Origin of the sequence: Mesorhizobium sp. WSM4976 (genome assembly GCF_029625685.1) — a bacterium.
Classification (GTDB): Bacteria; Pseudomonadota; Alphaproteobacteria; order Rhizobiales; family Rhizobiaceae; genus Mesorhizobium.
The window spans coordinates 20,997-42,789 of sequence record NZ_JARTVT010000005.1 but is presented as its reverse complement, the minus strand read 5'-3'; the positions used below and the strand labels follow the sequence as shown (position 1 = coordinate 42,789).

Sequence of the window (21,793 nt, the reverse complement as noted above, 5' to 3'; positions counted from 1 at the left end):
CGACTTAATCAGCCGTTATACGGCTGGAGCTTGGCCTCGACCGGAACCTTCGGATCGGTGGCGTTCTCGGTCACGACATAATCGAGCGGGAACTTCGAGCCTTCCTTGGCGGGGACCCACTGTGTGCCGATGATCGGGCCGGGCGAGACGTTGGCGACCGGGCCGCTGGTGAAGTCGACCTTGCCGATCATCGTCTCGGTCTTGAGCGTGCTCAGCGCCTTTGCAACAGCGGCCTTATCCTTGGCGTTGGCGCTCGCCTTCAGGGCTTCGAAGCCGGCGTCGAGCAGCGACATCGAGGCGCCGAGCTGCTGCGTCCACTGCTTGCCGCTCGCCGCCTCGTAGCCATCGGCCAGTTCCGTTCCCGAGACGCCGGTCAGCGGCGACTTGTAGGGGAAGGCCTTGTGCCAATAGGCGGCGCTCGCAATCTTCATGCCGAGGTCGCCCAGCGCCTCGATGTCGGAGGGGAACAGGCCTGTCTTGGCGACCTGGGCGATCTTGATCTGCCTTGTCAAACCCTGCTGTGCTGCCTGGCGCCAGAACGCGGCGAAATCGGGCGGGATCGGGAAGGAGTTGAAAATCTCGACGCCTTCCTGCTTGAACAGCGCGATCTGCGAGGAATAGTCGGTGGTGCCGGTCTCGTAGGCGCCGGGATCGACGATGGTGAAGCCCTGCTTGGCCAGCAGCGGCGCAAGGTTGGCGCGGATGGCGTTGCCGTCCGCGTCGTTCGGATACATGACACCAACCTTCTTGTTGGTCTCGATCAGGTTCCACTGCGAAATGTAGGTCTTGAAGAATTCGCCGACGCCGAAGCCGAAATGATAGGTCCATTTGAAAGGCGAGGGGGCGCCCGGTTTGGCGCCGCGGCCGAAATACCAGGCCTCCCATGGCATGACGGTGGAAAGGCAGGGCACGCCGGCCGCTTCGCAGGCATCCGCCACCGGATTGATGACCTCCGGCGTGGAGACGGCGAGCATCAGGTCAACGGCTTGGTTGTTGATCAGGTCTTTTGCCAGCTGGCCGGCACGTGACGGGTCGGATTGGGTGTCCTGGTCGAGGATCTCGACGCTGTATTTCTTGCCGCCGAGCTCGATGCCGTTGGCCAAGGCCTTGCGGGCGAGGTCGAGCACATAGCCGTCGGTCTCGCCGAAGCCCGCGAGCGGGCCGGTGCGCGGGCTGACGAAGCCCACCTTGAGCGTGTCGGCACTTTGCGCGAAGGCCTTGCCGCGGCCGAATGCCAGTGCTGCGCCGCCGGCCATCGACGTGGCGATGAACCGGCGTCGTGAAATACTCGATATGGCGGGCTTGCTGCCGATAATGCGAGACATTTGCTCCTCCCTCAGTGGCCGTTCGACATGACGGCAAACGGGTCTTCCGTTTGCGGCCGGACAGCACGGCTTTCGATCCTCCGAGGTCACATTGCACTAGCGGTTTGGTTCGGTAAAATGATATTTTACGGTGTTTTATTAACCCCTGGGTTAGTGAATTCGAACTGCCAGGGCCGATCATCACGCGTGGTGACGCGCTGCCTCGCGGATCGTCTGCAAGAGGATGGTGAAGGCGGGCGAGGGCGCGGTGTCGGTGCGCATCGTCAAGCCCACCGGCCCTTTGGTCTCTTCCGTGTCCACCGGTAAGGCAACGAAGGCGCCGCTCGCGATCTCGTTGGCGACGACGCCGGCCGAGATGATCCACACCGCATTGCTCTGGCGCATGAAGGAACGGCCGAAGGAGTCGGATACGGTTTCGATTTCGGTCGCTGGCGCGGTCATGCCGTTGGTGATGAAGAGCCGGTCGACGAAAGGCCGGATAACGGATTCCCGCGTTGGCATCAGGACGGGGAAGTCGTCGAGCCGCGCGAAGATGTCTGTCCCGGATTCCGACAGGGGATGCCCGGCCCGCACCACGAACAGCACCTGCTCCGAATAGAGATGTTCGAAGAAGAAGCCGGTCATATGCTCCGGCGCAGCGAGCCGGCCGACGACGAGATCGAGCGCGCCGACACGCAATTGCTCGAGAAGCACTGCGTTTTCGCCGGTGACGATCTTGAGCGCGGCGCCGGTGTCTTCCTCGAGAAACAGATTCATGGCGAGAGGCATAACGCGCGCCGAGACGGTCGGCAGCGCGCCGATGCGGATCGGGTCGCGGTTGAGGGCGCCGTCCTGGCGGACGGAATCGACGCCGCGCCTCAACGCCGAAATCGCCGAGCCCGCATGTCCGAGGAAGATCTCGCCGAGACGCGTGACACGGATGCCACGTCCGTCGCGCTCGACCACGGCGACGCCGAGCGCTTCTTCCAGCTCACGCAAGGTCTTGGTCACGGCCGGCGCGCTGACATGCAGGAAGTCGGCCGCGCGCGCGACGCTGCCTTGTCGCGCGACTTCGAGAAACGCCTGCAGGTGGCGGAAGCGGATCCGGCTTTCGGCCATGGTTCGATAACCCCGAAGTTAATGAAACGCCGCAAAATATCATTTTACCGAACCAAATTGCTGATGCAATGTGGCTTTGGAGGATCGAAATCGTGCCATTCGTCAGCATAGGCGGCGTCACGCTGCATCACCGCTTCATCGGGGCGACCGGCACGTCGCGTCCGATCATCTTCATCAATTCGCTCGGCACCGATTTCCGGATCTGGGATGAGGTCGTCGCGAAGCTGAGTGGCGAAATCCCGATGCTCGTTTATGACAAACGCGGCCACGGGCTTTCCGATATCGGGAGCGGCGTGCGCTCGATCGACGACCATGTCGACGATCTGCTGGGCCTCATCGATCATTTCGATTTTGACAGGGTGGTGCTCTACGGCCTGTCGGTAGGTGGCCTGATCGCGCAGCGCCTCTATACGCGCCATCCCAAATGTGTCGAGGCGCTGATCCTCAGCGACACAGCGCACAAAATTGGCACCGCAGAGAGCTGGAACACGCGCATCGCGACCGTCGAGCGCGACGGCATTGACGTGATTGCCGACGGCATCATGAAAGTGTGGTTCACGCCGGGTTTCCACGCCGCGCGCCCGGCCGATCTGGCCGGCTGCCGCAACATGCTGACGAGGCAGGCGCTGCCCGGCTACACCGGCACCTGCATGGCGGTGCGCGATGCCGATTTCACAGACAGCGCGCGGCGCATCGCGGTGCCGACGCTGTGCGTCGTGGGCGACCAGGACGGTTCGACGCCGCCGGACCTTGTCCGCTCGCTGGCCGGACTGATCCCCGGCGCGCGTTTCGAGGTGATCCGCGATGCCGGGCACATCCCGTGCATCGAGCAGCCCGAAGCGCTCGTCAGTTTGATCCGCGATTTCGTCGCCTCGTTGCCCGAGGGAAGGCCTGCTCATGGATGATGTCACGAAGAACCGCTACCGGACCGGTCTCGAGGTCCGTCGCTCCGTGCTCGGCGATCCACATGTCGACCGTGCCGAGGATACCGCCACCGATTTCGACCGGCCGTTCCAGCAGCTGATCACCGAAGCCGCCTGGGGGACGGTGTGGGCACGCCCCGGCTGGTCGAAACGCGAGCGCTCGATCGTGACATTGGCGCTGCTTGCGGCACTCGGCCATGACGAGGAAGTCGCCATGCATGTGCGCGCCACCGCCAATACAGGCGCAACGCGCGACGACATCTGCGAGGTTTTCCTGCATGTCGCGATCTACGCCGGCGTGCCGGCCGCGAACCGCGCCTTCAAGATCGCCAAGGAGGTGTTCGTTCAGATGGACGGAGCAAAGACCGCCCATGGCTGAGTCCGGCTCAAACCGCGCGCCGGAAATCGGCGCATTCTTCCAGCGCGACCGCCAGTGGCATCCGGCGGCCTTCACGCCGGACTACAAGAGCTCGGTGCTGCGCTCGCCGCAGAAAGCGTTGTTGTCGTTCGATAACACGCTGTCGGAACTGACCGGCCCGGTATTCGGGCACGCGATGTTGGGTGAGCTCGACAACGACCTGATCCACAATTTCGCCAAGGCCGGCGATAGCGCCATCGGGGAGCGCATCATCGTCCATGGACGCGTGCTCGACGAGCGCGGCAAGGGCGTGCCCGGCGCGCTGCTCGAATTCTGGCAGGCCAATGCCGGCGGCCGCTACCGTCACAAGAAGGACGGCTATCTCGCACCGCTCGATCCGAATTTCGGCGGCTGCGGCCGCACCATCACCGGCGAGGATGGCGGCTACGCCTTTCGCACGGTGAGGCCTGGGCCCTATCCGTGGCCGAACGGTCCGAATGACTGGCGGCCGGCGCATATCCATTTTTCCGTGTTCGGCCACGGCTTCGCACAGCGGCTGATCACGCAGATGTATTTCGAGGGCGATCCGCTGATCTGGCGCTGTCCGATCGTCGGCGGCATTTCCAACAAGGCAGCTATCGCGGCGCTGATCGCCGCGCTCGATATGCAGTCGACGATCCCGATGGATGCGCTCGCCTACAAGTTCGACATCGTGCTGCGCGGGCGCCGCTCGACGCTGTTCGAGAACAGGCCGGAGGGCAATTGATGGCGCAGTCGCTCGACCGGCTGAAGGAGAGCCCTTCGCAGACCGCAGGCCCTTACGTGCATATCGGGCTGACACCGAATTTCTGCGGCATCGACGGCGTCTATCAGAGCGACCTCGGCTCGACGATGGTCAACAGCGAGACCAGGGGCGAGCGCATCGAGTTGCGCATCCGCGTGCTCGACGGCACCGGCACGCCGCTCAAGGATGCGCTGATCGAGATCTGGCAAGCGGATGCCAGCGGGCTCTACAATTCGCCGGCGGAGATGCGCGGCCCGGCCGATCCCAACTTTTTGGGATGGGGCCGGCAGCCGAGCGACATGGAAACGGACGTCTGCCGGTTTCAGACGATCAAGCCAGGTCGCGTGCCGTTCCGCGATGGCCGGCTGATGGCGCCGCATATCACGCTGTGGATCGTGGCGCGCGGCATCAATATCGGCCTCAACACCAGGCTCTATTTCTCCGACGAGGAGAAGGCCAATGCCGAGGATCCGATCCTTGCCCGCATCGAACATCGCGTTCGCGTGCCGACGCTGATCGCCGAGCGCCAGGGCGATACCTACGTCTTCGATGTCCATTTGCAGGGCGAAAAGGAGACGGTCTTCTTCGACAGCTGACCGTGGCCGCCATGACCGTTTCGCCCTTCGATCATCCGCTGCTTTCCGGCCTGCTCGGCGACGAGGAGGCGGCCAGGCATTTTTCCGTCGAAGCTGATATCGGCGCGATGCTCGATTTCGAGCGGGCGCTGGCCGAGGCGGAAGCGGAATTGGATGTGGTCCCGCGTGATGCCGAGACGGCGATCGTGAAGGCGCTGGCCGCGTTCCGGCCAGACACGGCCAAGCTGAGGGCAGGCGTCGCCAGGGATGGCGTAGTGGTGCCGGAACTGGTGCGGCAGATCAGGGTGGCGGTTGGTGAGCCGCACGATGCATATGTGCATTTCGGCGCGACCAGCCAGGATGTCATCGACACCTCGCTGGTGCTCAGGCTGCGCCGAGCGGTCGAGCATATCGGCCTGCTGCTGAGCGAGAATATCGTACGCCTTGTCAGCCTCGAACAGGAGTTCGGGGTCATGACGCTGACGGCGATGACGCGCATGCAGCCGGCGATACCGATCGCGGCGGCCCACCGGGTCGCTTCCTGGCGGATGCCGCTCCAACCTCACCAGCTACGCTTGAAAGAGCTTTCCGGCAGGCTCCTGGTGGTGCAGTTCGGCGGCGCCGCCGGCACGCTGGAAAAGCTCGGCGACAAGGCCTCCGCCGTGCGTGCCGCGCTGGCCGCCAAACTCGGTCTTGCCGACGCGCCGCAATGGCACAGCCAGCGGGATGCACTGGCCGAGTTCGCATCCTGGCTGTCGCTCGTCACCGGCAGCCTCGGCAAGTTCGGGCAGGATGTCGCGCTGATGGCGCAAGCGGGCGCCGACATAAAACTGTCCGGTGGCGGTGGCTCGTCGGCCATGCCGCATAAGCAGAATCCGGTGAAGGCGGAAGCGCTGGTGGCGCTGGCGCGCTTCAACGCCACACAGCTTTCCGGCATGCATCAGGCGCTGGTGCATGAGCAGGAGCGCTCGGGTGCGGCCTGGATGCTGGAATGGCTCATCCTGCCGCAGATGGTCGTGGCGACCGCGGCCGCGCTGAGGCTTGCCGCCGGGCTTGCCGCCCAGATCGAGAGCCTCGGTCATTGATGCGCACGCGGGTCGCCATCATCGGGTCGGGACCATCCGGCCTGCTGCTCGGCCAGTTGCTCGCCGGCATAGGCGTCGAGACGATCATCCTCGAGCGTTCCAGCCGCGAGCATGTGCTCGGACGTGTGCGCGCCGGCGTGCTCGAACAGGGCACCGTCGACCTGCTCGGCGAAGCGGGCGCTGCAGACAGGCTGCACGCCCAGGGCCTGCCGCATGAAGGCATCTCGCTCGCCTTCGGCGGCCGCGCGCATCGCATCGACATGAGCGCGCTCACCGGCGGCAAGCACGTTACCGTCTATGGCCAGACCGAGGTGACGCTCGACCTGATGCAGAAGCGCGAGGCGGCGGGGCTCGTAACCGTCTTCGAAACCTCGAATGTCGCTCTGCATGATTTCGACGGCGCTTCGCCTTCCGTCACCTACGACAAGGGCGGCGCGACGCATCGCATCGATTGCGACTTCATCGCCGGCTGCGACGGCTATCACGGCGTCAGCCGCGCATCGGTGCCGGAGGGCGCGCTGAAGACGTTCGAGCGGCAGTATCCGTTCGGCTGGCTGGGCGTGCTGGCCGAGGTGCCGCCGGCCGATCGCGAGCTGGTCTATGCCAATCACGAGCGCGGCTTCGCGCTCTGCTCGATGCGCTCGCCGCAGCGCAGCCGCTACTATGTCCAGGTTCCGGCCGACGAGCGGGTCGAGGCATGGTCGGACGACCGGTTCTGGGACGAGCTGCACAGCCGCCTGCCGCCGCAGATAGCGACCGCCGTCACCACCGGGCCGTCCTTCGAGAAGTCGATCGCGCCGCTTCGCTCCTTCGTCGCCGAGCCGATGCGCTTCGGCCGGCTGTTCCTGGTCGGCGATGCCGCCCATATCGTGCCGCCGACCGGCGCCAAAGGCCTCAACCTCGCTGCCAGCGACGTGCGCTATCTCTTTGCCGGACTTCGCGAATTCTACGGCGGGAAGTCAGAGGCCGGGCTCGACGCCTATTCAGCCAAGGCTTTAGCGCGCGTGTGGAAAGCTGTACGCTTTTCCTGGTGGATGACGACGATGCTGCACCGCTTCCCTGAGACGGGCGAGTTCGGCCAACGCATACAGGAAGCCGAGCTCGACTATCTCGTACATTCGAAAGCCGCATGCACGGCATTGGCCGAAAACTATGTCGGTCTGCCTTATTGACTAGCCTGGGCGGTCAGACCCGCTCTAGCGCGATGGCAATCCCCTGGCCGACGCCAATGCACATGGTGGCCAGGGCCAGCCCGCCGCTGCGCTCGCTGAGCTCCAGCGCCGCCGTGCCGGTGATGCGTGCCCCCGACATGCCGAGCGGATGACCGAGTGCGATCGCGCCGCCGTTCGGATTGACGTGCGCGGCGTCCTCGGCGATGCCGAGCTGGCGCAGCACCGCGATGCTTTGCGAGGCGAAGGCCTCGTTCAATTCGATGACGTCGAACTGTTCGGGCGTCAGGCCGAGGCGGGCGCAAAGCTTCTTGGTGGCCGGCGCCGGTCCGATGCCCATGATGCGCGGCGCGACGCCTGCGACGGCACCGCCGAGGATGCGGGCGATCGGGGTCAGCCCATGCTTCCTTGCCGCCGCTTCGGAGGCGATGATGAGGGCAGCCGCGCCGTCATTGACGCCGGATGCGTTCCCGGCGGTGACCGTGCCGCCCTGGCGGAACGGCGTCGGCAATTTGGCCAGCGTTTCGATGGTGGTGCCGGCGCGTGGATGCTCGTCCTTGGAAACGACGATCGCGTCGCCTTTCCTCTGCGGGATGGTCACCGGCGTGATCTCCTTCGCTAGCCGGCCATTCTCTTGCGCGGCCACCGCCTTGTCCTGGCTGCGCACGGCGAAAGCGTCCTGATCGGCTCGGGAGACGGAAAAATCCTCGGCGACATTCTCGCCGGTCTCCGGCATGGAATCGACGCCATATTGCTTCTTCATCAGCGGATTGACGAAGCGCCAGCCGATGGTGGTGTCGTAGATCTCGGCATTGCGCGAGAACGCGGTGTCCGCCTTCGGCATGACGAAGGGCGCGCGGCTCATCGATTCCACTCCGCCGGCAATCATCAGCTCGGCCTCGCCTGATTTGATGGCGCGCGCGGCGATGGTGATGGCATCCATGCCCGAACCGCACAGGCGGTTGACCGCCGAACCGGGAATGTCCTGCGGGAGGCAGGCAAGCAGCAGCGCCATGCGCGCGACGTTGCGGTTGTCCTCGCCCGCCTGGTTGGCGCAGCCATAGATGACGTCGTCGATGGCGGTCCAGTCGAGACCCTTGTTGCGCTCGACCAGCGCTCTCAACGGGATGGCGCCGAGATCGTCGGCGCGCACGGAGGACAACGAACCGGCGAAGCGGCCGATGGGCGTGCGGATGTAATCGCAGATGAAGGCTTCAGCCATTTATGCAGCTTTCCCTTTGGCGGTCGCTTGATGCGCCGCCTTGGTGCGGGCCTGCAGGTCGCGCAATGTCTTCAGCTCGAGTTCCGTCGGGGCCGGCGTCTCGTCAAGGGCCTCGGCGAATTTTACGACCCAGCCACAAGTCTCCTGCACCTGCTCGGGGCTGACGCCGGGATGCAACGACACCACGGTGAATTCCTTGGTCACCGGGTCCGGTTTCCAGATGGCGAGGTCGGTGATCAGAAGCGTCGGCCCGGCGGTGTCGATGCCGAGCCGCTTGCGATGGTCGCCACCTTCGCCATGGCCGAAAGAGGTGAAGAAATCGATCTTCTCGACCATGCCGCGCTTCGATTGCGCCATGGTGATGTAGACTTGCCTCGATGAGGTGGCGATCTCCGGCGCGCCCCCGCCGCCGGGCAGGCGGGTCTTGGGACGCGCATAGTCGCCGATGACGGTGGTGTTGATGTTGCCGAACTTGTCGAGCTGGGCGGCGCCTAGGAAGCCGATCGAGATGCGGCCGCCTTGCAGCCAGTAGCGGAACATCTCCGGCACCGCGACGGTGGTGACCGCCGTCTCGCACAATTCGCCGTCGCCGATCGACAGCGGCAAGACGTCAGGCGCGGTGCCGATGGTGCCGCTCTCATAGATCAGCGTGATGTCGGGCGCGTGCGTCAGCCGCGCGACGTTGCAGGCCGCCGATGGCGCGCCGATGCCGACGAAGCAGACATCGTCGCTTTTCAAGGCGCGGCTGGCGGCGATCGTCATCATCTCGTTGGGGGTGAAGCCCAGATTATCAGCGTCGCTCATGCGGCTTTCCTCAGATGCTCGACGCGGCCGGCAAAGTCCTCGGCGCTGCTCTCGATAACGTTCTTGTGCATCCACGCCTGGAAACGGTCGCGGTCGGCGGCGATCTCGTCCCATTCGAGATAGGCTGCGTTGTCGCGCTCGTAATAGCCATGCGTGTAGGAGGGATGCGAGCCACCGGGCACGACGGAAATCGCAGCGATCGTCCAGTTCGGCAGCACGGTGAGATTGGGGTGGAGGTCGTCGAAATTGTCGACCGCTTCCTCGACCGTCACCACGGCACGCTTTGCGGCAAGAACAGCTTCCTTCTGGATGCCGATGATGCCTTCGACCAGCACATTGCCTTTCCGATCCGCCTTCTGCGCGTGGATGAAGGTGACGTCCGGCCTTATCGCCGGGACGGCGGCCAGCACCTCGCCGGTGAAAGGGCAGCTGACCGATTTGATGTTCGGATTGACCGACGCCAGACCGGCGCCGCGATAGCCGCGGAACACCGCGCAGGGCAGGCCAGCGGCGCCCGCCTCATAGGCGTTGGCCATGCCGGCGTGGCTGTGCTCCTCGACCTCAATGGCGCGCGGAAAGCCGTTCTCGACGGCGTCGCGGGCGCGTCGCAGCAGGCCGACACCCGGATTGCCGACATAGGAGAAGACGACCTTCCTCGCCATGCCCATGCCGATCATCTGGTCGTAGATCAGGTCCGGCGTCATGCGGATGAGAGTAAGGTCGTGAAAGCCCTGGCGGATCGCCTCATGCGCGGCGGCGGTGGGAATAAGATGGGTGAAGCCCTCGAAGGCGACTGTGTCGCCGTCATGCAGGTTCTCCGCGACCGCCTCCTTCAGCGGCAGGAACTTGACCATCTCGAGGCTCCATTGACGCAAAAAAAGTTCGCATTGCGAACATATGTTTTGTATGAGATACTTCTAACTCCAACCCGTCGATTGAGTCAACGCCGGCCTGGAGTCGTCCGTGGAAGAGGAATCCATTTCGCGCGACCATGTCGGCTCGCTGGAAAGAGGCCTTACGGTGATGGAAATCCTCGCGCGCCATCCGGCCGGCATGACGCTGACCGAGATGGCCGAAGAGGCTGACCTCACCCGCGCGGGGGCTCGCCGCTTCCTGCTGACATTGGTCGCCACGGGCTATGCGTCGCAATCCGGACGGCTGTTCTCGCTGTCGCCACGCCTTTTGATGGTCGCACGGACCTGGCTCGGCGGTGCATCGCTCTGGACCTTCGCGGCGCCCATCATGCGCGAGGTAGCGGGAAAATTCGACGAAGCCTGCAATGCGGCGGTGCTGTCAGGCGAGGACGTCGTCTATGTCGCGCGCATTCCCGGGCGGCGAATCTTGAGCGTCGCGCTCGATGTCGGCACCAGGCTGCCGGCCTATTGCACGTCGATGGGGCGGGTGCTGCTTTCCGGTCTGGCGGTGGATGATTTGAAGACCTTCCTGACGCAAGCGACCCTCGAGCGGCGCACGCCGAAGACGATCACCGGCCGCGCCGCGCTTGGTAAGGCCATAGACAAGGCGAGGGCGGAAGGCTTCGCCATCGTCGACCAGGAGCTGGAGCTCGGCCTGCGCTCGATCGCGGTGCCGATCGTCGACCGCGCTGGCCGCAAAGTCGCCGCCATTAACGTCTCGACGCAGTCGGCGCGTTTCTCGGTCGAGGCGATGGAGCGCGACATCCTGCCGGTGCTGCGGCAGGCCAAGCAGCGGGTGGAGGAGTTCTTCTTCGTTTAGTGAAAGCCAATCTCGTTCGTTCGCACTCCGGCATGATATCTTAACTCCAGCCAAGAGCCGGCTGCGAAGCCGTCGCGCTGCTGGGTGCAATTGTCGAAGGACGAGACCGGTGCAGCGGATTCATCCAGCGATTTTTCTCTTTGCCGCCCGCGCCTTGCGAGACTTCGGCGACGGCTTCGTTGCCGTGTTGCTGCCGGTTTACCTGCTTGCCCTCGGATTCACTCCCCTGCAGGTCGGCGTCATCGCGACAGCGTCGCTGCTCGGTTCCGCGCTGCTGACAATCGGTGTCGGGTTTCTCGGCGCCCGGCACGATCGTCGCCAGCTCCTGCTGGCTGGCGCCGGCTTGATGATTGCCACGGGTGTGGCCTTCGCCGTGGTCCATGACTATGCGCTGCTTCTGGTCGTTGCGCTTGCCGGCACGATCAACCCTTCGGCCGGCAGTGTCAGTGTGTTCGTGCCACTGGAGCACGCGGTGCTCGCGCGCGAGGTCACGGAGCGTGAGCGCACCGGGATGTTCGCGCGCTACAGCCTCGCGGGCGCGCTTGCGGCCGCCGCGGGTGGACTTGCTTCCGCGATGCCTGACCATTTGGCCCCGGTTGGCCTGGACCGGCTTGCCGGCATCCAGGCCATGTTCGTCCTTTATGCGCTTCTCGGTCTGTTGGGGGGCTCGCTCTACACGTTGATCCCGCGCCGCCCGGTGCCGGCCGCCGGAACTGCCGCTGCGCTTGGCCCTTCGCGCCATGTCGTTCTCAAGCTTGCGGTCCTGTTCAGCCTCGATGCCTTTGCAGGGGGATTCGTCGTCCAATCGCTAGTCGCCCTTTGGCTGTTCGAGCAATTCAACCTCTCGCTTTCGCAGGCGGGTGCTTTCTTCTTCTGGTCGGGGATGCTGTCGGCATTCTCGTTTCCGGTGGCCGCCCGGCTTTCGCGCCGCATCGGTCTGGTCAACACTATGGTGTTCACGCACATTCCGTCCAGTGTCGCCCTGATGCTGGCTGCGCTGGCGCCGACGCTGCCCCTAGCGCTTTTCTTCCTGCTGATCCGGGCGGCGCTGTCGCAGATGGATGTGCCGACGCGCTCGTCCTATGTCATGGCCGTCGTTACTGAGGCGGAACGGGCGGCCGCTGCGAGCTTCACGTCGGTGCCGCGCAGCCTGGCCGCCTCGATCAGCCCTGTCTTGGCCGGAGCACTCTTTGCTGCGTCATTCCGGGCATGGCCGCTACTGATCTGCGGTACACTGAAGATCGTCTACGATCTCCTGCTGCTGGCACAATTCCGGAGCCTGAAACCTCCGGAGGAACGCTGACGAGAACGGGCCGAACTGCTGAAAGTTCGGCATCCCTTGCGGGACCCATTTCCCGATTGACGCCACCATTCAATTACCGTATTGAACAGGATTACACAGGTTCATTGAACAGGTATTGATATGGCCCGTCGCCCCATGCAGATCTCACCCGGCACGGGCAAACCCGAGCAGATCGCGACGGTTCTGGAGCATGAGATACGCTCCGGCGTGCTTGGCTTCGGCGATCGCCTGCAGAGTGAAAACGAACTGGTCCAGCGCTTCTCCGTCAGCCGCAATACGGTGCGCAAAGGGCTGGAAGAACTTTCCAGCCGGGGGCTCATCACTACCAAGGTCGGCATCGGCTCCTTCGTGACCTTCGACGGCATGCCGGTCGACGACGCGATCGGCTGGTCGCGCGCGCTTGCCAATGCCGGCGCCAATGCCGAGACCCGAACCCTCCGGCTCGAGATCATCGAGGACGCCGAACTGGCGGCAAGGCTCGGCGTCGAGAGCCCATCCTTCATCGCCGTCGACCGCGCTCGCACCAATGCCGATGACGGCCACGCCATCTCGATCGAGCGCAGCCGCCTGCCGCTGTCGCCCGAACTGGAAGACATGCCCCTGCGCGGCCTGCGCGAAGGCACGCTGCACCAGACGCTGCGCGGGGCAGGGCTGGTGCCCGACCACGGCGAGGAATGGGTCGATATCGAGATGCTGAGCGCCACCGACGCCGCGATCCTCGCCTGCGCGCCCGGCACCCCGTTCCTGCGCGCGCGCCGTCTGACGCGCGCCGCCGACGGTCGCGCCATCGAATTCGTCACCAGCCTGCTCAACCCCGCGCATTTCGCGCTGCATCTGGAGTTTTGAGCATGGCGGGGGAGGAGATGGATCGGGCAATGGGCGCGCTGGTCGGCGGGGCGCTGGGCGATGCGCTGGGCATGCCGACGCAGCTTCTGCCCCCGGCCCGCATCGCCGATCTCTACGGCCATGTCGAGGACTTCGTCGCGCCCTCAGCCGATCACCCGGTGTCGAAAGGGCTGCCGGCCGGTGCGATCACCGACGACACCGAGCAAGCGTTGCTGCTTGGCCGCATCCTCGTCGACTCCGGTGAGCGTTTCGACCATGCGCGCTGGGTCAGCGCGCTGCTCGACTGGGAGCGCGACGTCAAGGCGCGCGGCAGCTACGATCTGCTTGGACCATCAACCAAGCGTGCCATCGATGCCATCAATAGCGGTGTGCCGGCCGAAGAGGCGGGGCGCGGCGGCGACACCAATGGCGCTGCGATGCGCATCGCGCCGGTCGGCATCATGATGCCGCCTGAGCCGCTCGACGCCCTGGTAGCCAAGGTGGCTGAAACCTGCCGGGCCACGCACAACACATCCATCGCGATAGCTTCCGCAAGCGCCGTTGCCGCCGCTGTCAGTCTCGGCATCTCGGGGGGTGACTGGCGCGCCGCTTCTGGCCATGCGGTCGCGGCGGCAAGACTTGGCGCCAATCTTGGCCATTGGGTCACCGGCGGCGACATCGCCGCGCGCATTGTCTGGGCGCAGGAGCTCGTCCGCGGCAAGGTCGAGAAGGAAGCCATCAAGCTGATCGTCGACCTGATCGGTACCGGCGTCGCCAGCCAGGAATCGGTGCCGGCGGCCTTCGCAGTGTTGGAGGTCGCGCGGGGCGATGCCTGGCGGGCTGCCGTCATCGCGGCCAATCTCGGCGGCGATACCGACACGATCGGAGCGATTGCCGCCGGCATGGCAGGCGCCTGCGCCGGCCTGTCGAACCTGCCGCAGCACCGCATCGCCGAGCTGAAAGGCATTGACATCGCGGAGGTCCGCGTGCTGGCGGAAGATCTGGTCGCGGCCCGGACAGCCAAGACCGGTCCAGGCAAGGAGGACGCGACGTGAGCGGGCGTCTCGTCCATGTCGGCAGCGCGGTGGTGGATTACGTCTACCGCATCGACGCGTTGCCGGCAGCCGGCACGGAAAAGACCGCGTCGGCTTACGCCCGCGTCGCCGGCGGCGGATTCAACATGATGGTCGCGGCAAGCCGCACCGGCATGAAGGTGGTGTTCGGCGGCCAGCTCGGCAGCGGGCCGGACGGAGACTTCCTGCGCGCCGCTTTCGCCGCCGAAGACATCCAAACGCTGACGCCGCCATCGCCCTTGATGGACAGCGGCAATTGCGTCGCCATGATCAGCAGCGACGCCGAACGCACTTTCGTCTCCTGGCCGGGCGCCGAGAGCCGGCTCACGGCGGACATGATGAAGCCGGTCCAAGTCGTTCCAGGCGATTGGGTTTTCACCTCGGGCTATACGCTGAGCTATCCCGGCAGCCGCGAAGCGTTGGCGGACTGGATCGAGGCGTTGCCGGCCGGCATCCCTTTTGTCTTCGATCCGACGCCGGTGATCGCCGACATTCCGCGACCGATCCTGGACAGGGTTCTGGCGCGCACGACCTGGCTGAGCTGCAACACCAATGAGGCCGCCGAAATAGCGGGAGCCGGCGACGCCCAGACCGTCGCCATCCGGTTGCTCGCCGAGCATTGCCCCAGCGCCGAAGGCGTCGTCATCCGCGCCGGCGCACATGGCTGCCTCGTGCGCATGGCCGATGGCGGCACCCGCGCGGTGCCGGGTTTCGAGGTGCAAGCCGTCGATACCAACGGGGCCGGTGACACGCATATCGGCGCCTTCGTCAGTGGCCTTTCGCGCGGCATGTCCCCTTGTGAGGCGGCACGCTACGCGAATGCGGCCGCGGCGCTTTCGGTCACCCGCCATGGCGGGTCCTCGGCGCCGACAGACTCGGAAATCCAGGAATTCCTGACTGAGCGCGGCGAAGCGACGACCGCACTTGGCCGGGCGGAAGCGACTGCAACTTAACAAGCCCGCCAACCGGGCAAATAATGAGAGGAAAAGAACATGCGCATGCCCAGACTGACCGCTTTTCTGACGGCGACCGCCGTCTTCGTCTCCGCCTTCACACTTGCAGCGCAAGCCGCCGAGGAAGTGCATGTGCTCAACTGGAAAGGCTATGGCGCCGACGAGCCGTGGGCGGTCGCCAATTTCGAGAAGGCGACCGGCTTCAAGGTGGTCAATGACTTCTTCAACTCCGAACAGGAGATGCTGACCAAGATCCGGACCAATCCCGGCCTCTACGACGTCGTCATGATCAACGCCGCCTTCAACGACCAGGCGATGGCCGGCAAGCTGATCCAGCCGATCGACGTTTCGAAGCTCTCCAACTATGCCGACATCGCCAAGGACAAGGCCGGGTCGCCGATGCTCAACCATGACGGCAAGGTCTACGGCGTGCCGTGGGTGTGGGGCCTGACCGCTTTGGCCATCAACGACAAGTCCTTCGACAAGCCGCCGACGTCGATCGCCGAGATGTGGGACCCGGCGCATAAGGGCCGGGTCATCATCCGTGACGACGCGGTCGAGGCGGTGCAGTTCGGCGCGATCGCTTCGGGGCAGAACATCAACGACATCAAGGATATGGACGCAGTCAAGGCGAAGCTCACCTCGCTGATGCCGCAGATCAAGACCTTCTGGAGCTCGGAGAACGACTGGAACCAGATGGTCGCCTCCAACCAGATCGACATCGGCACCTATTGGAGCGGCTCGGCCGACCGCGCCAAGACGCATTTCAAGCTGCCGGTCTCGCTGGTCATCCCGCAGGAAGGTGCCGTCGCCTGGCTGGATGCCTTCTCAATCCCCGTCGGTTCCAAGAACGTCGCGGGCGCCGAGGCCTTCATCAACTACATGATCGACCCGAAATTTTATGTCGAATGGGTCACCAAGGTCGGCGCGCCGGTTTCGGCCAATACCAAGGCGGTCGAGGCGCTGCCCGAGGATGCCTTCAACCGCAAGGTCATGGGCAGCCCGGATGTCGCCAAGCGCATCCAGTTCCAGGCGCCGGTCACCGACGAGCAGCGCGAGAAGTATCTGGCGCTGTGGCAGGAGCTGAAGGTCAACGTGAAGTAATCGTGGGCTTTCGGGAGGGAGAGGCAGAATGGCTGACCAGCGTGCGATCGGCTCGCGCCGCGGACTGAGGCCTGCCCTGCCGCTTCTCCTTCCCGCCTATCTGTGGCTGACGGTGGCGATCTTCCTGCCGCTGTCGGCCATGGTCTTTTTCTCCTTCATGACCGACCTGCCGCTGGCAGGCAAAGAGTGGGCCTTCACGCTCGGCAATTACGCGGCCTTCTTCTCGCAAAGCCTCTACTCGACGCTGCTGTTCGCCTCGCTGCGACTCGGGCTTGAAGTGACGCTGTGGTGCATCGTCATCGGCTATCCGGCGGCCTATGTGCTGGCCAAGGTGCTCAAGGGGCGCAGCCGAGAGGCGATCTTCCTGCTCGTCATCTTGCCCTTCTGGTCGAACGGGCTGGTGCGCATCTTCTCGTGGGCGATGGTGCTGCGCGAAGGCGGCATCCTCGACACGGCGCTCAACGCGGTGCTGCCGTTCAAGATCAACATCGATCTCATGTATTCCTACCCTGCGGTCATCATCGGCCTGGTGCACTCCTATGTGCCCTATATGGTGCTCACCTGTTATCTCACGCTGCAGGCCATCGACGACTCGTTGATCGAGGCGGGCCGCTCGCTCGGGGCCTCGCGGCGGCAGGTGCTGTGGCGGGTGATCATCCCGCTATCTATGCCGGGCCTGATCGCCGGTGCCGCGCTGATCTTCGTGCCGGTGGTTGGCTCCTTCATGGAGCCGCGCATCCTCGGCGGCCGCACCGGCACTTTCTACGGCACCGTCATCGAGGACCAGTTCGTCGCGGTCTTCAACTGGCCGCTGGGCGCAGCCCTTTCCTTCATCCTGCTCGCCGTGGTGCTGATCATCCTGGCGCTGGCCGCGCCCGTCCTGCGGAGGGCCGCGTGATGGCGACAACGCGCGTGCTCGAATGGCTCGGGCGCTTCTACATCGTGCTTTTGCTCGGCTTCCTCTATCTGCCGATCGTCATCATGGCGGCGATGTCCTTCAACGCCTCGCCCTTCTACCAATTGCCGTTCGAATGGACGACGGACTGGTACATCTCGCTCTGGCAGAACGATCAGCTGATCGCGGCGACCTGGAACAGCATCGAGATCGCGATCATCACCACCTTGATCTCGACCGCGCTCGGCTCGATGGCTTCGCTCGCGCTCTATCGCTACGAGTTCCGCGGCAAGAAATTCCTGCAGGCGCTGCTCTTCCCACCGATCGCCATTCCGTGGCTGATCACCGGCACGGCGATGCTGATCTTCTTCTTCGGCGTCGGTATCGGTCGCGGGCTCATCGCCATCCTGCTTGGCCATGTCGCGCTGGCGCTGCCTTACGTCATCGTCGTCGTATCGGCGCGGCTGCAGACCTTCGCGCCGGAGCTGGAGGAGGCGGCGCGCTCGCTCGGCGCCAATCAGTGGCAGGTGACCATGCGCGTGACCTTGCCGTGGATCATGCCCGGCGTGATCGCCGGCGGGCTGTTCGCCTTCGCCGTGTCGTTCGACCAGTTCGTGGTTTCGTATTTCCTGTCGACGCCTGGCCAGACGACGCTACCGGTCGAAATCTATGCCGCGATCCGCAAGGGTTTTACGCCCGAGATCAACGCGGTCTCGACAATTATCATTGTGGTGTCGATGGCGCTGATGCTGCTCACGGCGCGCTTCTTCAAATTCGGCGGAGAGAAATAATGGCTGGCGTCCAGGTCGCGAACGTCTCCCGCAGCTTTGGCGCGCACAAGGCGTTGGATAACGTTTCGATCGATTTCGCCGATGGCGGCTTCTATGCGCTGCTCGGGCCGTCCGGCAGCGGCAAGACCACGCTGCTGCGCCAGATCGCCGGCTTCGATTTCCCCGATGCCGGGCGCATCGCCATCGGCGGTGAAAGCGTCGAGCGCGTGCCCGTCGAGAAGCGGCGCATCGGCATGGTGTTCCAGAACTATGCGCTGTTCCCCAATATGAGCGTCGCCGACAATGTCGCCTTCGGTCTTTCGGTGCGCGGCGAGGCGAAGGCCACGATCGCCACGGAGGTGCAGCGCGCGCTCGATCTCGTGCAGCTCGGCAAGCTCGGCGGGCGCAAGCCGCATCAGCTTTCCGGTGGCCAGCGCCAGCGTGTGGCGCTGGCGCGGGCCATCGTCACCAAGCCGCGCGTGCTGTTGCTCGACGAGCCCCTCGGCGCGCTCGACAAGGCGCTGCGCGTCGACATGCAGATCGAGCTGAAGCGCATCCAGCGCGAGATCGGCATCACCACCATCTTCGTCACGCACGACCAGGAAGAGGCGCTGACGATGAGCGACCGCATCGGCATATTGCGCGACGGCCGGCTGGTGCAGGAAGGGCCGCCGGAGGAGATCTATGACCGGCCGCAAAGCGAGTTCGCCGCCACTTTCCTCGGCGATGCCAACATCTTTCGCGGCAATGCCACCGGCACAGGGATCAGGCTGCCCGACGGCACGACGATCGCAGCTTCGACAGGCGCGTCGGTGCCGGCCGGCGTCAAGGCAAGCTGCGCGGTCCGGCCGGAGCGCATCCGGATTTCGACCAGCGCAGCAAAGCCGGATCCTGCCGATGCCAACACGCTCACTGGACAGGTCTCAAAGCGCATCTTTGCCGGCAACAACAGCACCTATTTCATCGAGCGGGACGGCCAGACGCTGAAGGTGATCGTCCAGAACACCGGCGCCGAACGCCTGGCGGAAGGTCAGTCTGTCGTGCTCAGCTGGTCGCCGGACAGCACTGTGCTTATCGCCTGATATCGCTGATGGGTCAACGACTACCGGATCGGCTGCATCGGCGCCGGCATGATCATGGCCGAATGCCATCTCGCCGCCCATGCGCAGGCGCTGGAGCCATGCGCGCCATCACACCGACACCATCATCGTCGGCCGTGACGCCGAGATCGCGGTGATGCGGCCGCCGGAGCCATGAAGCAAGGTTTGAAAAGCGTCAGCCCGTTGCTGGAGGGCCTTGCCAGATTCCGCTGGCAAGAGCGGCATAAAGCGCTTCAGCGTCGATGCCGAGCGGCCGGTCTTCCTTGAGCGTCGCCACATGCGCGCGCACGGCCGCGTGGATGGCGCCGGTGGCCTGCGCGAGTTTTGCGCCCTGGCGCAAATCGACGGCCTGCGCGGCAGCCATCAGCTCGAAGGCGATCAGCCGCCGCCACAGCACGATCATCTCGGCGCATTTTGCGACGGCGAGCGGCGTCTGCGTGGCGTGATCCTCGACGCCCTCGGACACGGGCAGGAAGTCGAGCATCACCGGATTGGCCTTGTGGCGGATCGCGGCCAGGATCGCCGTCACCGTTTTCTGCAGCGGGACGAAGCCGGCGGAAGCGCCGCCGACCGGCGAGAGGTATTTCGGCAGGCCCTGGCGGGTCGAGCCGGTTAGCTGGATGAAGCGGGCGGCTGACGCCGCCGCGCATTGCGCGATCGCCAGGCCAAGCGTCTCGAAGGCGAGCGCGAGCGAGGCGGTGTGGAAATTGCCGGTCGACATGACCACCTCATCCTCGGCAAGCACCAGCGGATTGTCGGCGGCGGCATTGAGCTCGATCTCGACCGCCAGCCTGGCATGGTCGATCGCCTGGATCAGCGCGCCATGGATCGAGGGCATGCAGCGGATCGACAGCGGATCCTGGATGGTGGTCGGCGCCGGCGCCTCGTCGCGCGCCAGCAGGTCGCGCAGCGCCTTGGCCGCAAGCTGCTGGCAGGCGCCCGGGCGGGCCTGATGCTGGCGCGGATCGAGGATGGAGCGGTTGGCGCCGATGCCTTCCATCGTCAGCGCGCCGGCCTGCTGCTGCTGGTCGAGCGCCGACAGCGCATCGGTCAGCGCCAGCGCCCCCGTACCGGTCGAAACCGCCGAGGCGTTGATCAGGGAGAGACCGTCCTTCGGCGAGAGCGTGACGGGCGCAAGCCGCGCCATCATCAGCGCCTTGGCGGCAGGCATGCGCCGGCCCTGGTATTCGGCTTCGCCATCGCCGACCAGCACGCGGGCGATCGCCGTCATCAGCAGAAGGTCGCCGGCGCCGATCGAGCCTAGCGACCCCATCACCGGATGCACGCCGGCATTGAGCGCCTCGACCAGCGCCGTGAACACACGCGGCGACAGGCCCGAGCCGCCGGCGGCGAGCATGGCGACTCGGGCGAACATCGCCGCCCGCACCGCCGGCATCGGCAGGGCCTCCCCGACCGCGGCGCTGCGGCCTTCGATCAACTGGCGCTGGAAGGCGCTCGCGTCTCCTTCGACCGCGGTGACAAGATTGGCGCCGAGCCCGGTGTTCAGCCCGTAGATCTGCTGGCCGCCGGCCGCGGCGGCATCAAGGACTTGGCGCGCCTTGCTGAGCTTTTCGAGGACGGAGGGCGTGACCTCGACCTTGCAGGCGTTCCGCGCGGCGGCAACCACATCCTCGATGCTGACGCCGGCGCCGGTGAGAACGAGCGGGCTCATGCGAAGCGCAGCCTCTGGCCGATGCCGTTTGCGCCGGCCTTGGCGAGCATGGCCTGGCCGAGCGCGATGTCGGACAGCGAGAGCCCGCGATGCCAGAACAGTATCGTCTCGCCATCGCTTTGCCGGCCGGCCTTGAGGCCGGCGGCGATCTGACCCAATTCGGCATGCAAGGTTGCCTCGCTCAGCCGTCCGGTCTCGACATGGGCGCGCAGCGAGCCGAACTTGCCGCCCTTGCACTGGCCCCAGTCGTCGACGACGATCTTCTGCATGATGTCGGTCAGCGACAGCTCGACCGCGCTCATCGTGCCGTAAGGCACCACCAGCGCGCCGCGCTTGATCCATTCGGTCTTGAGTAGCGGCTGCGGCTCCGGCAGCCGCGAGGCCTCGACGACGATGTCCGCGCCTTCGATGCAGCTTTTCCAGTCGGACACGGCCAGGACCGGCTTGCCGAGATCGGCGGCGAGCTTCGTGGCAAAGGAGTCACGGCTTTCAGGCCGGCGCGAATGGACGCGGATCTCGTCGAAATCGAACAGATGATCGAGCAGGCGGACATTCCAATAGGCGGTTCCGCGCGCGCCGATGTGGCCGAGCACCTTCGACGACTTCTTCGCCAGATGCCTGGCGCCGATGGCTGTGATCGCGCCGGTGCGCATGTCGGTGATAACGGTGGCGTCGAGGATGGCGCGTGGCGTGCCGGTGCGCGGATCGAAAAGATTGAGAATGCCGAATTCCGAAGGCAGGCCGTGCTTGTAGTTGTCGACATAGTCGCCGACGATCTTCACGCCGGCGGCGTCGAGCGGCGCCACATAGCCGCGCAGCACGTTGAAGTGGCCATGGAAGGAGGGATCGGGCTCGAGATGGACGCGCGGCTCGATCACCGTCCGACCGTTGCCCTGCGCCACCAGCCCGGCTTCGACGGCGCCGATGATCTCGGCGTCGGTCATCGCAAGGGCTTCGATGTCGAGAGCATTGAGGTAATCGATATAGATGGGCTTCATGCGGTTTCCTCGGCCACCCCCGC

Annotated in this window: 22 protein-coding genes; 15 read left to right on the top strand and 7 right to left on the bottom strand. The window is 65.1% G+C overall.

Features of this window, described 5'->3' with window-relative positions; all coding sequences use genetic code 11:
• Nucleotides 1-8: 8 nt before the first annotated feature.
• Together P9272_RS07615 and pcaQ are read right to left on the bottom strand one after the other, a co-directional pair.
• The gene (locus P9272_RS07615) at nt 9-1,325 is read right to left on the bottom strand and encodes an ABC transporter substrate-binding protein (protein ID WP_128256487.1); all 1,317 of its coding nucleotides are present in this window, start codon (nt 1,323-1,325) and stop codon (nt 9-11) included.
• 180 nt (nt 1,326-1,505) lie between these two features.
• Nucleotides 1,506-2,423, bottom strand: coding sequence for a pca operon transcription factor PcaQ (gene pcaQ / locus P9272_RS07610; protein ID WP_128256486.1), 918 nt, complete (start codon nt 2,421-2,423; stop codon nt 1,506-1,508).
• A 92-nt stretch (nt 2,424-2,515) separates the two neighbouring features.
• Between pcaQ and pcaD the strand changes: the two genes are divergently transcribed.
• The 6 genes from pcaD to pobA are packed head-to-tail and all read left to right on the top strand — an operon-like array spanning nt 2,516 to nt 7,320.
• A complete protein-coding gene (gene pcaD / locus P9272_RS07605) occupies nt 2,516-3,328 on the top strand; it encodes a 3-oxoadipate enol-lactonase (RefSeq protein WP_278160037.1) in 813 nt (270 codons plus the stop codon).
• Nucleotides 3,321-3,725: a 4-carboxymuconolactone decarboxylase gene (pcaC, locus tag P9272_RS07600; protein WP_128256484.1), complete on the top strand. Its 405-nt coding sequence runs from the start codon at nt 3,321-3,323 to the stop codon at nt 3,723-3,725. The genes pcaD and pcaC overlap by 8 nt, the downstream gene beginning before the upstream one ends.
• Nucleotides 3,718-4,470: a protocatechuate 3,4-dioxygenase subunit beta gene (gene pcaH / locus P9272_RS07595; RefSeq protein ID WP_128256483.1), complete on the top strand. Its 753-nt coding sequence runs from the start codon at nt 3,718-3,720 to the stop codon at nt 4,468-4,470. The genes pcaC and pcaH overlap by 8 nt, the downstream gene beginning before the upstream one ends.
• Nucleotides 4,470-5,084 carry a protocatechuate 3,4-dioxygenase subunit alpha gene (gene pcaG, locus P9272_RS07590; protein ID WP_278160036.1) on the top strand — a complete coding sequence of 205 codons (615 nt, stop codon included), beginning with the start codon at nt 4,470-4,472 and terminating at the stop codon, nt 5,082-5,084. The genes pcaH and pcaG overlap by 1 nt, the downstream gene beginning before the upstream one ends.
• An 11-nt stretch (nt 5,085-5,095) precedes the next feature.
• Nucleotides 5,096-6,148, top strand: coding sequence for a 3-carboxy-cis,cis-muconate cycloisomerase (locus P9272_RS07585; RefSeq protein ID WP_278160035.1), 1,053 nt, complete (start codon nt 5,096-5,098; stop codon nt 6,146-6,148).
• A complete protein-coding gene (pobA, locus tag P9272_RS07580; protein ID WP_278160034.1) occupies nt 6,148-7,320 on the top strand; it encodes a 4-hydroxybenzoate 3-monooxygenase in 1,173 nt (390 codons plus the stop codon). Before P9272_RS07585 ends, pobA begins: the two co-directional genes overlap by 1 nt.
• A gap of 13 nt (nt 7,321-7,333) precedes the next feature.
• On the opposite strand, the gene pcaF is transcribed toward pobA, so the two are convergent.
• From pcaF to P9272_RS07565, 3 genes are read right to left on the bottom strand one after another with little or no spacing between them, the layout of a single operon-like run.
• Nucleotides 7,334-8,539, bottom strand: coding sequence for a 3-oxoadipyl-CoA thiolase (gene pcaF / locus P9272_RS07575; RefSeq protein ID WP_278160033.1), 1,206 nt, complete (start codon nt 8,537-8,539; stop codon nt 7,334-7,336).
• Entirely contained in the window at nt 8,540-9,343 is an 804-nt protein-coding gene (locus P9272_RS07570) for a CoA-transferase subunit beta (RefSeq protein WP_278160032.1), read from the bottom strand.
• Entirely contained in the window at nt 9,340-10,197 is an 858-nt protein-coding gene (locus P9272_RS07565) for a CoA transferase subunit A (protein ID WP_278160031.1), read from the bottom strand. The genes P9272_RS07570 and P9272_RS07565 overlap by 4 nt, the downstream gene beginning before the upstream one ends.
• Nucleotides 10,198-10,306: 109 nt before the next feature.
• Here P9272_RS07565 and P9272_RS07560 point away from each other — a divergent pair, with 109 nt between their 5' ends.
• The 9 genes from P9272_RS07560 (at nt 10,307) to P9272_RS07520 (ending at nt 19,082) form a co-directional block, all read left to right on the top strand.
• Entirely contained in the window at nt 10,307-11,077 is a 771-nt protein-coding gene (locus P9272_RS07560; protein ID WP_278160030.1) for an IclR family transcriptional regulator C-terminal domain-containing protein, read from the top strand.
• Nucleotides 11,078-11,186: 109 nt separating this feature from the next.
• A complete protein-coding gene (locus P9272_RS07555) occupies nt 11,187-12,380 on the top strand; it encodes an MFS transporter (RefSeq protein ID WP_278160029.1) in 1,194 nt (397 codons plus the stop codon).
• A 120-nt stretch (nt 12,381-12,500) separates the two neighbouring features.
• A complete protein-coding gene (locus tag P9272_RS07550; RefSeq protein WP_278160028.1) occupies nt 12,501-13,226 on the top strand; it encodes a GntR family transcriptional regulator in 726 nt (241 codons plus the stop codon).
• 2 nt (nt 13,227-13,228) lie between these two features.
• Nucleotides 13,229-14,260 carry an ADP-ribosylglycohydrolase family protein gene (locus P9272_RS07545; RefSeq protein WP_278160027.1) on the top strand — a complete coding sequence of 344 codons (1,032 nt, stop codon included), beginning with the start codon at nt 13,229-13,231 and terminating at the stop codon, nt 14,258-14,260.
• Entirely contained in the window at nt 14,257-15,231 is a 975-nt protein-coding gene (locus P9272_RS07540) for a PfkB family carbohydrate kinase (RefSeq protein WP_278160026.1), read from the top strand. Before P9272_RS07545 ends, P9272_RS07540 begins: the two co-directional genes overlap by 4 nt.
• 39 nt (nt 15,232-15,270) lie before the next feature.
• Complete coding sequence (locus P9272_RS07535) at nt 15,271-16,335, top strand: ABC transporter substrate-binding protein (RefSeq protein ID WP_128256471.1); 1,065 nt, start codon at nt 15,271-15,273, stop codon at nt 16,333-16,335.
• Nucleotides 16,336-16,363: 28 nt separating this feature from the next.
• Nucleotides 16,364-17,233, top strand: coding sequence for an ABC transporter permease (locus tag P9272_RS07530; RefSeq protein ID WP_128256470.1), 870 nt, complete (start codon nt 16,364-16,366; stop codon nt 17,231-17,233).
• Nucleotides 17,233-18,021 (top strand): ABC transporter permease, encoded by a 789-nt coding sequence (locus P9272_RS07525; protein ID WP_128256469.1) that lies wholly within the window; start codon nt 17,233-17,235, stop codon nt 18,019-18,021. The genes P9272_RS07530 and P9272_RS07525 overlap by 1 nt, the downstream gene beginning before the upstream one ends.
• Nucleotides 18,021-19,082, top strand: coding sequence for an ABC transporter ATP-binding protein (locus P9272_RS07520; RefSeq protein ID WP_278160025.1), 1,062 nt, complete (start codon nt 18,021-18,023; stop codon nt 19,080-19,082). Before P9272_RS07525 ends, P9272_RS07520 begins: the two co-directional genes overlap by 1 nt.
• A gap of 193 nt (nt 19,083-19,275) precedes the next feature.
• On the opposite strand, the gene hutH is transcribed toward P9272_RS07520, so the two are convergent.
• Both hutH and P9272_RS07510 read right to left on the bottom strand, forming a co-directional pair.
• Entirely contained in the window at nt 19,276-20,772 is a 1,497-nt protein-coding gene (hutH, locus tag P9272_RS07515; protein ID WP_278160024.1) for a histidine ammonia-lyase, read from the bottom strand.
• Nucleotides 20,769-21,770 (bottom strand): ornithine cyclodeaminase family protein, encoded by a 1,002-nt coding sequence (locus P9272_RS07510; protein ID WP_128256466.1) that lies wholly within the window; start codon nt 21,768-21,770, stop codon nt 20,769-20,771. The genes hutH and P9272_RS07510 overlap by 4 nt, the downstream gene beginning before the upstream one ends.
• Nucleotides 21,771-21,793 lie beyond the last annotated feature (23 nt).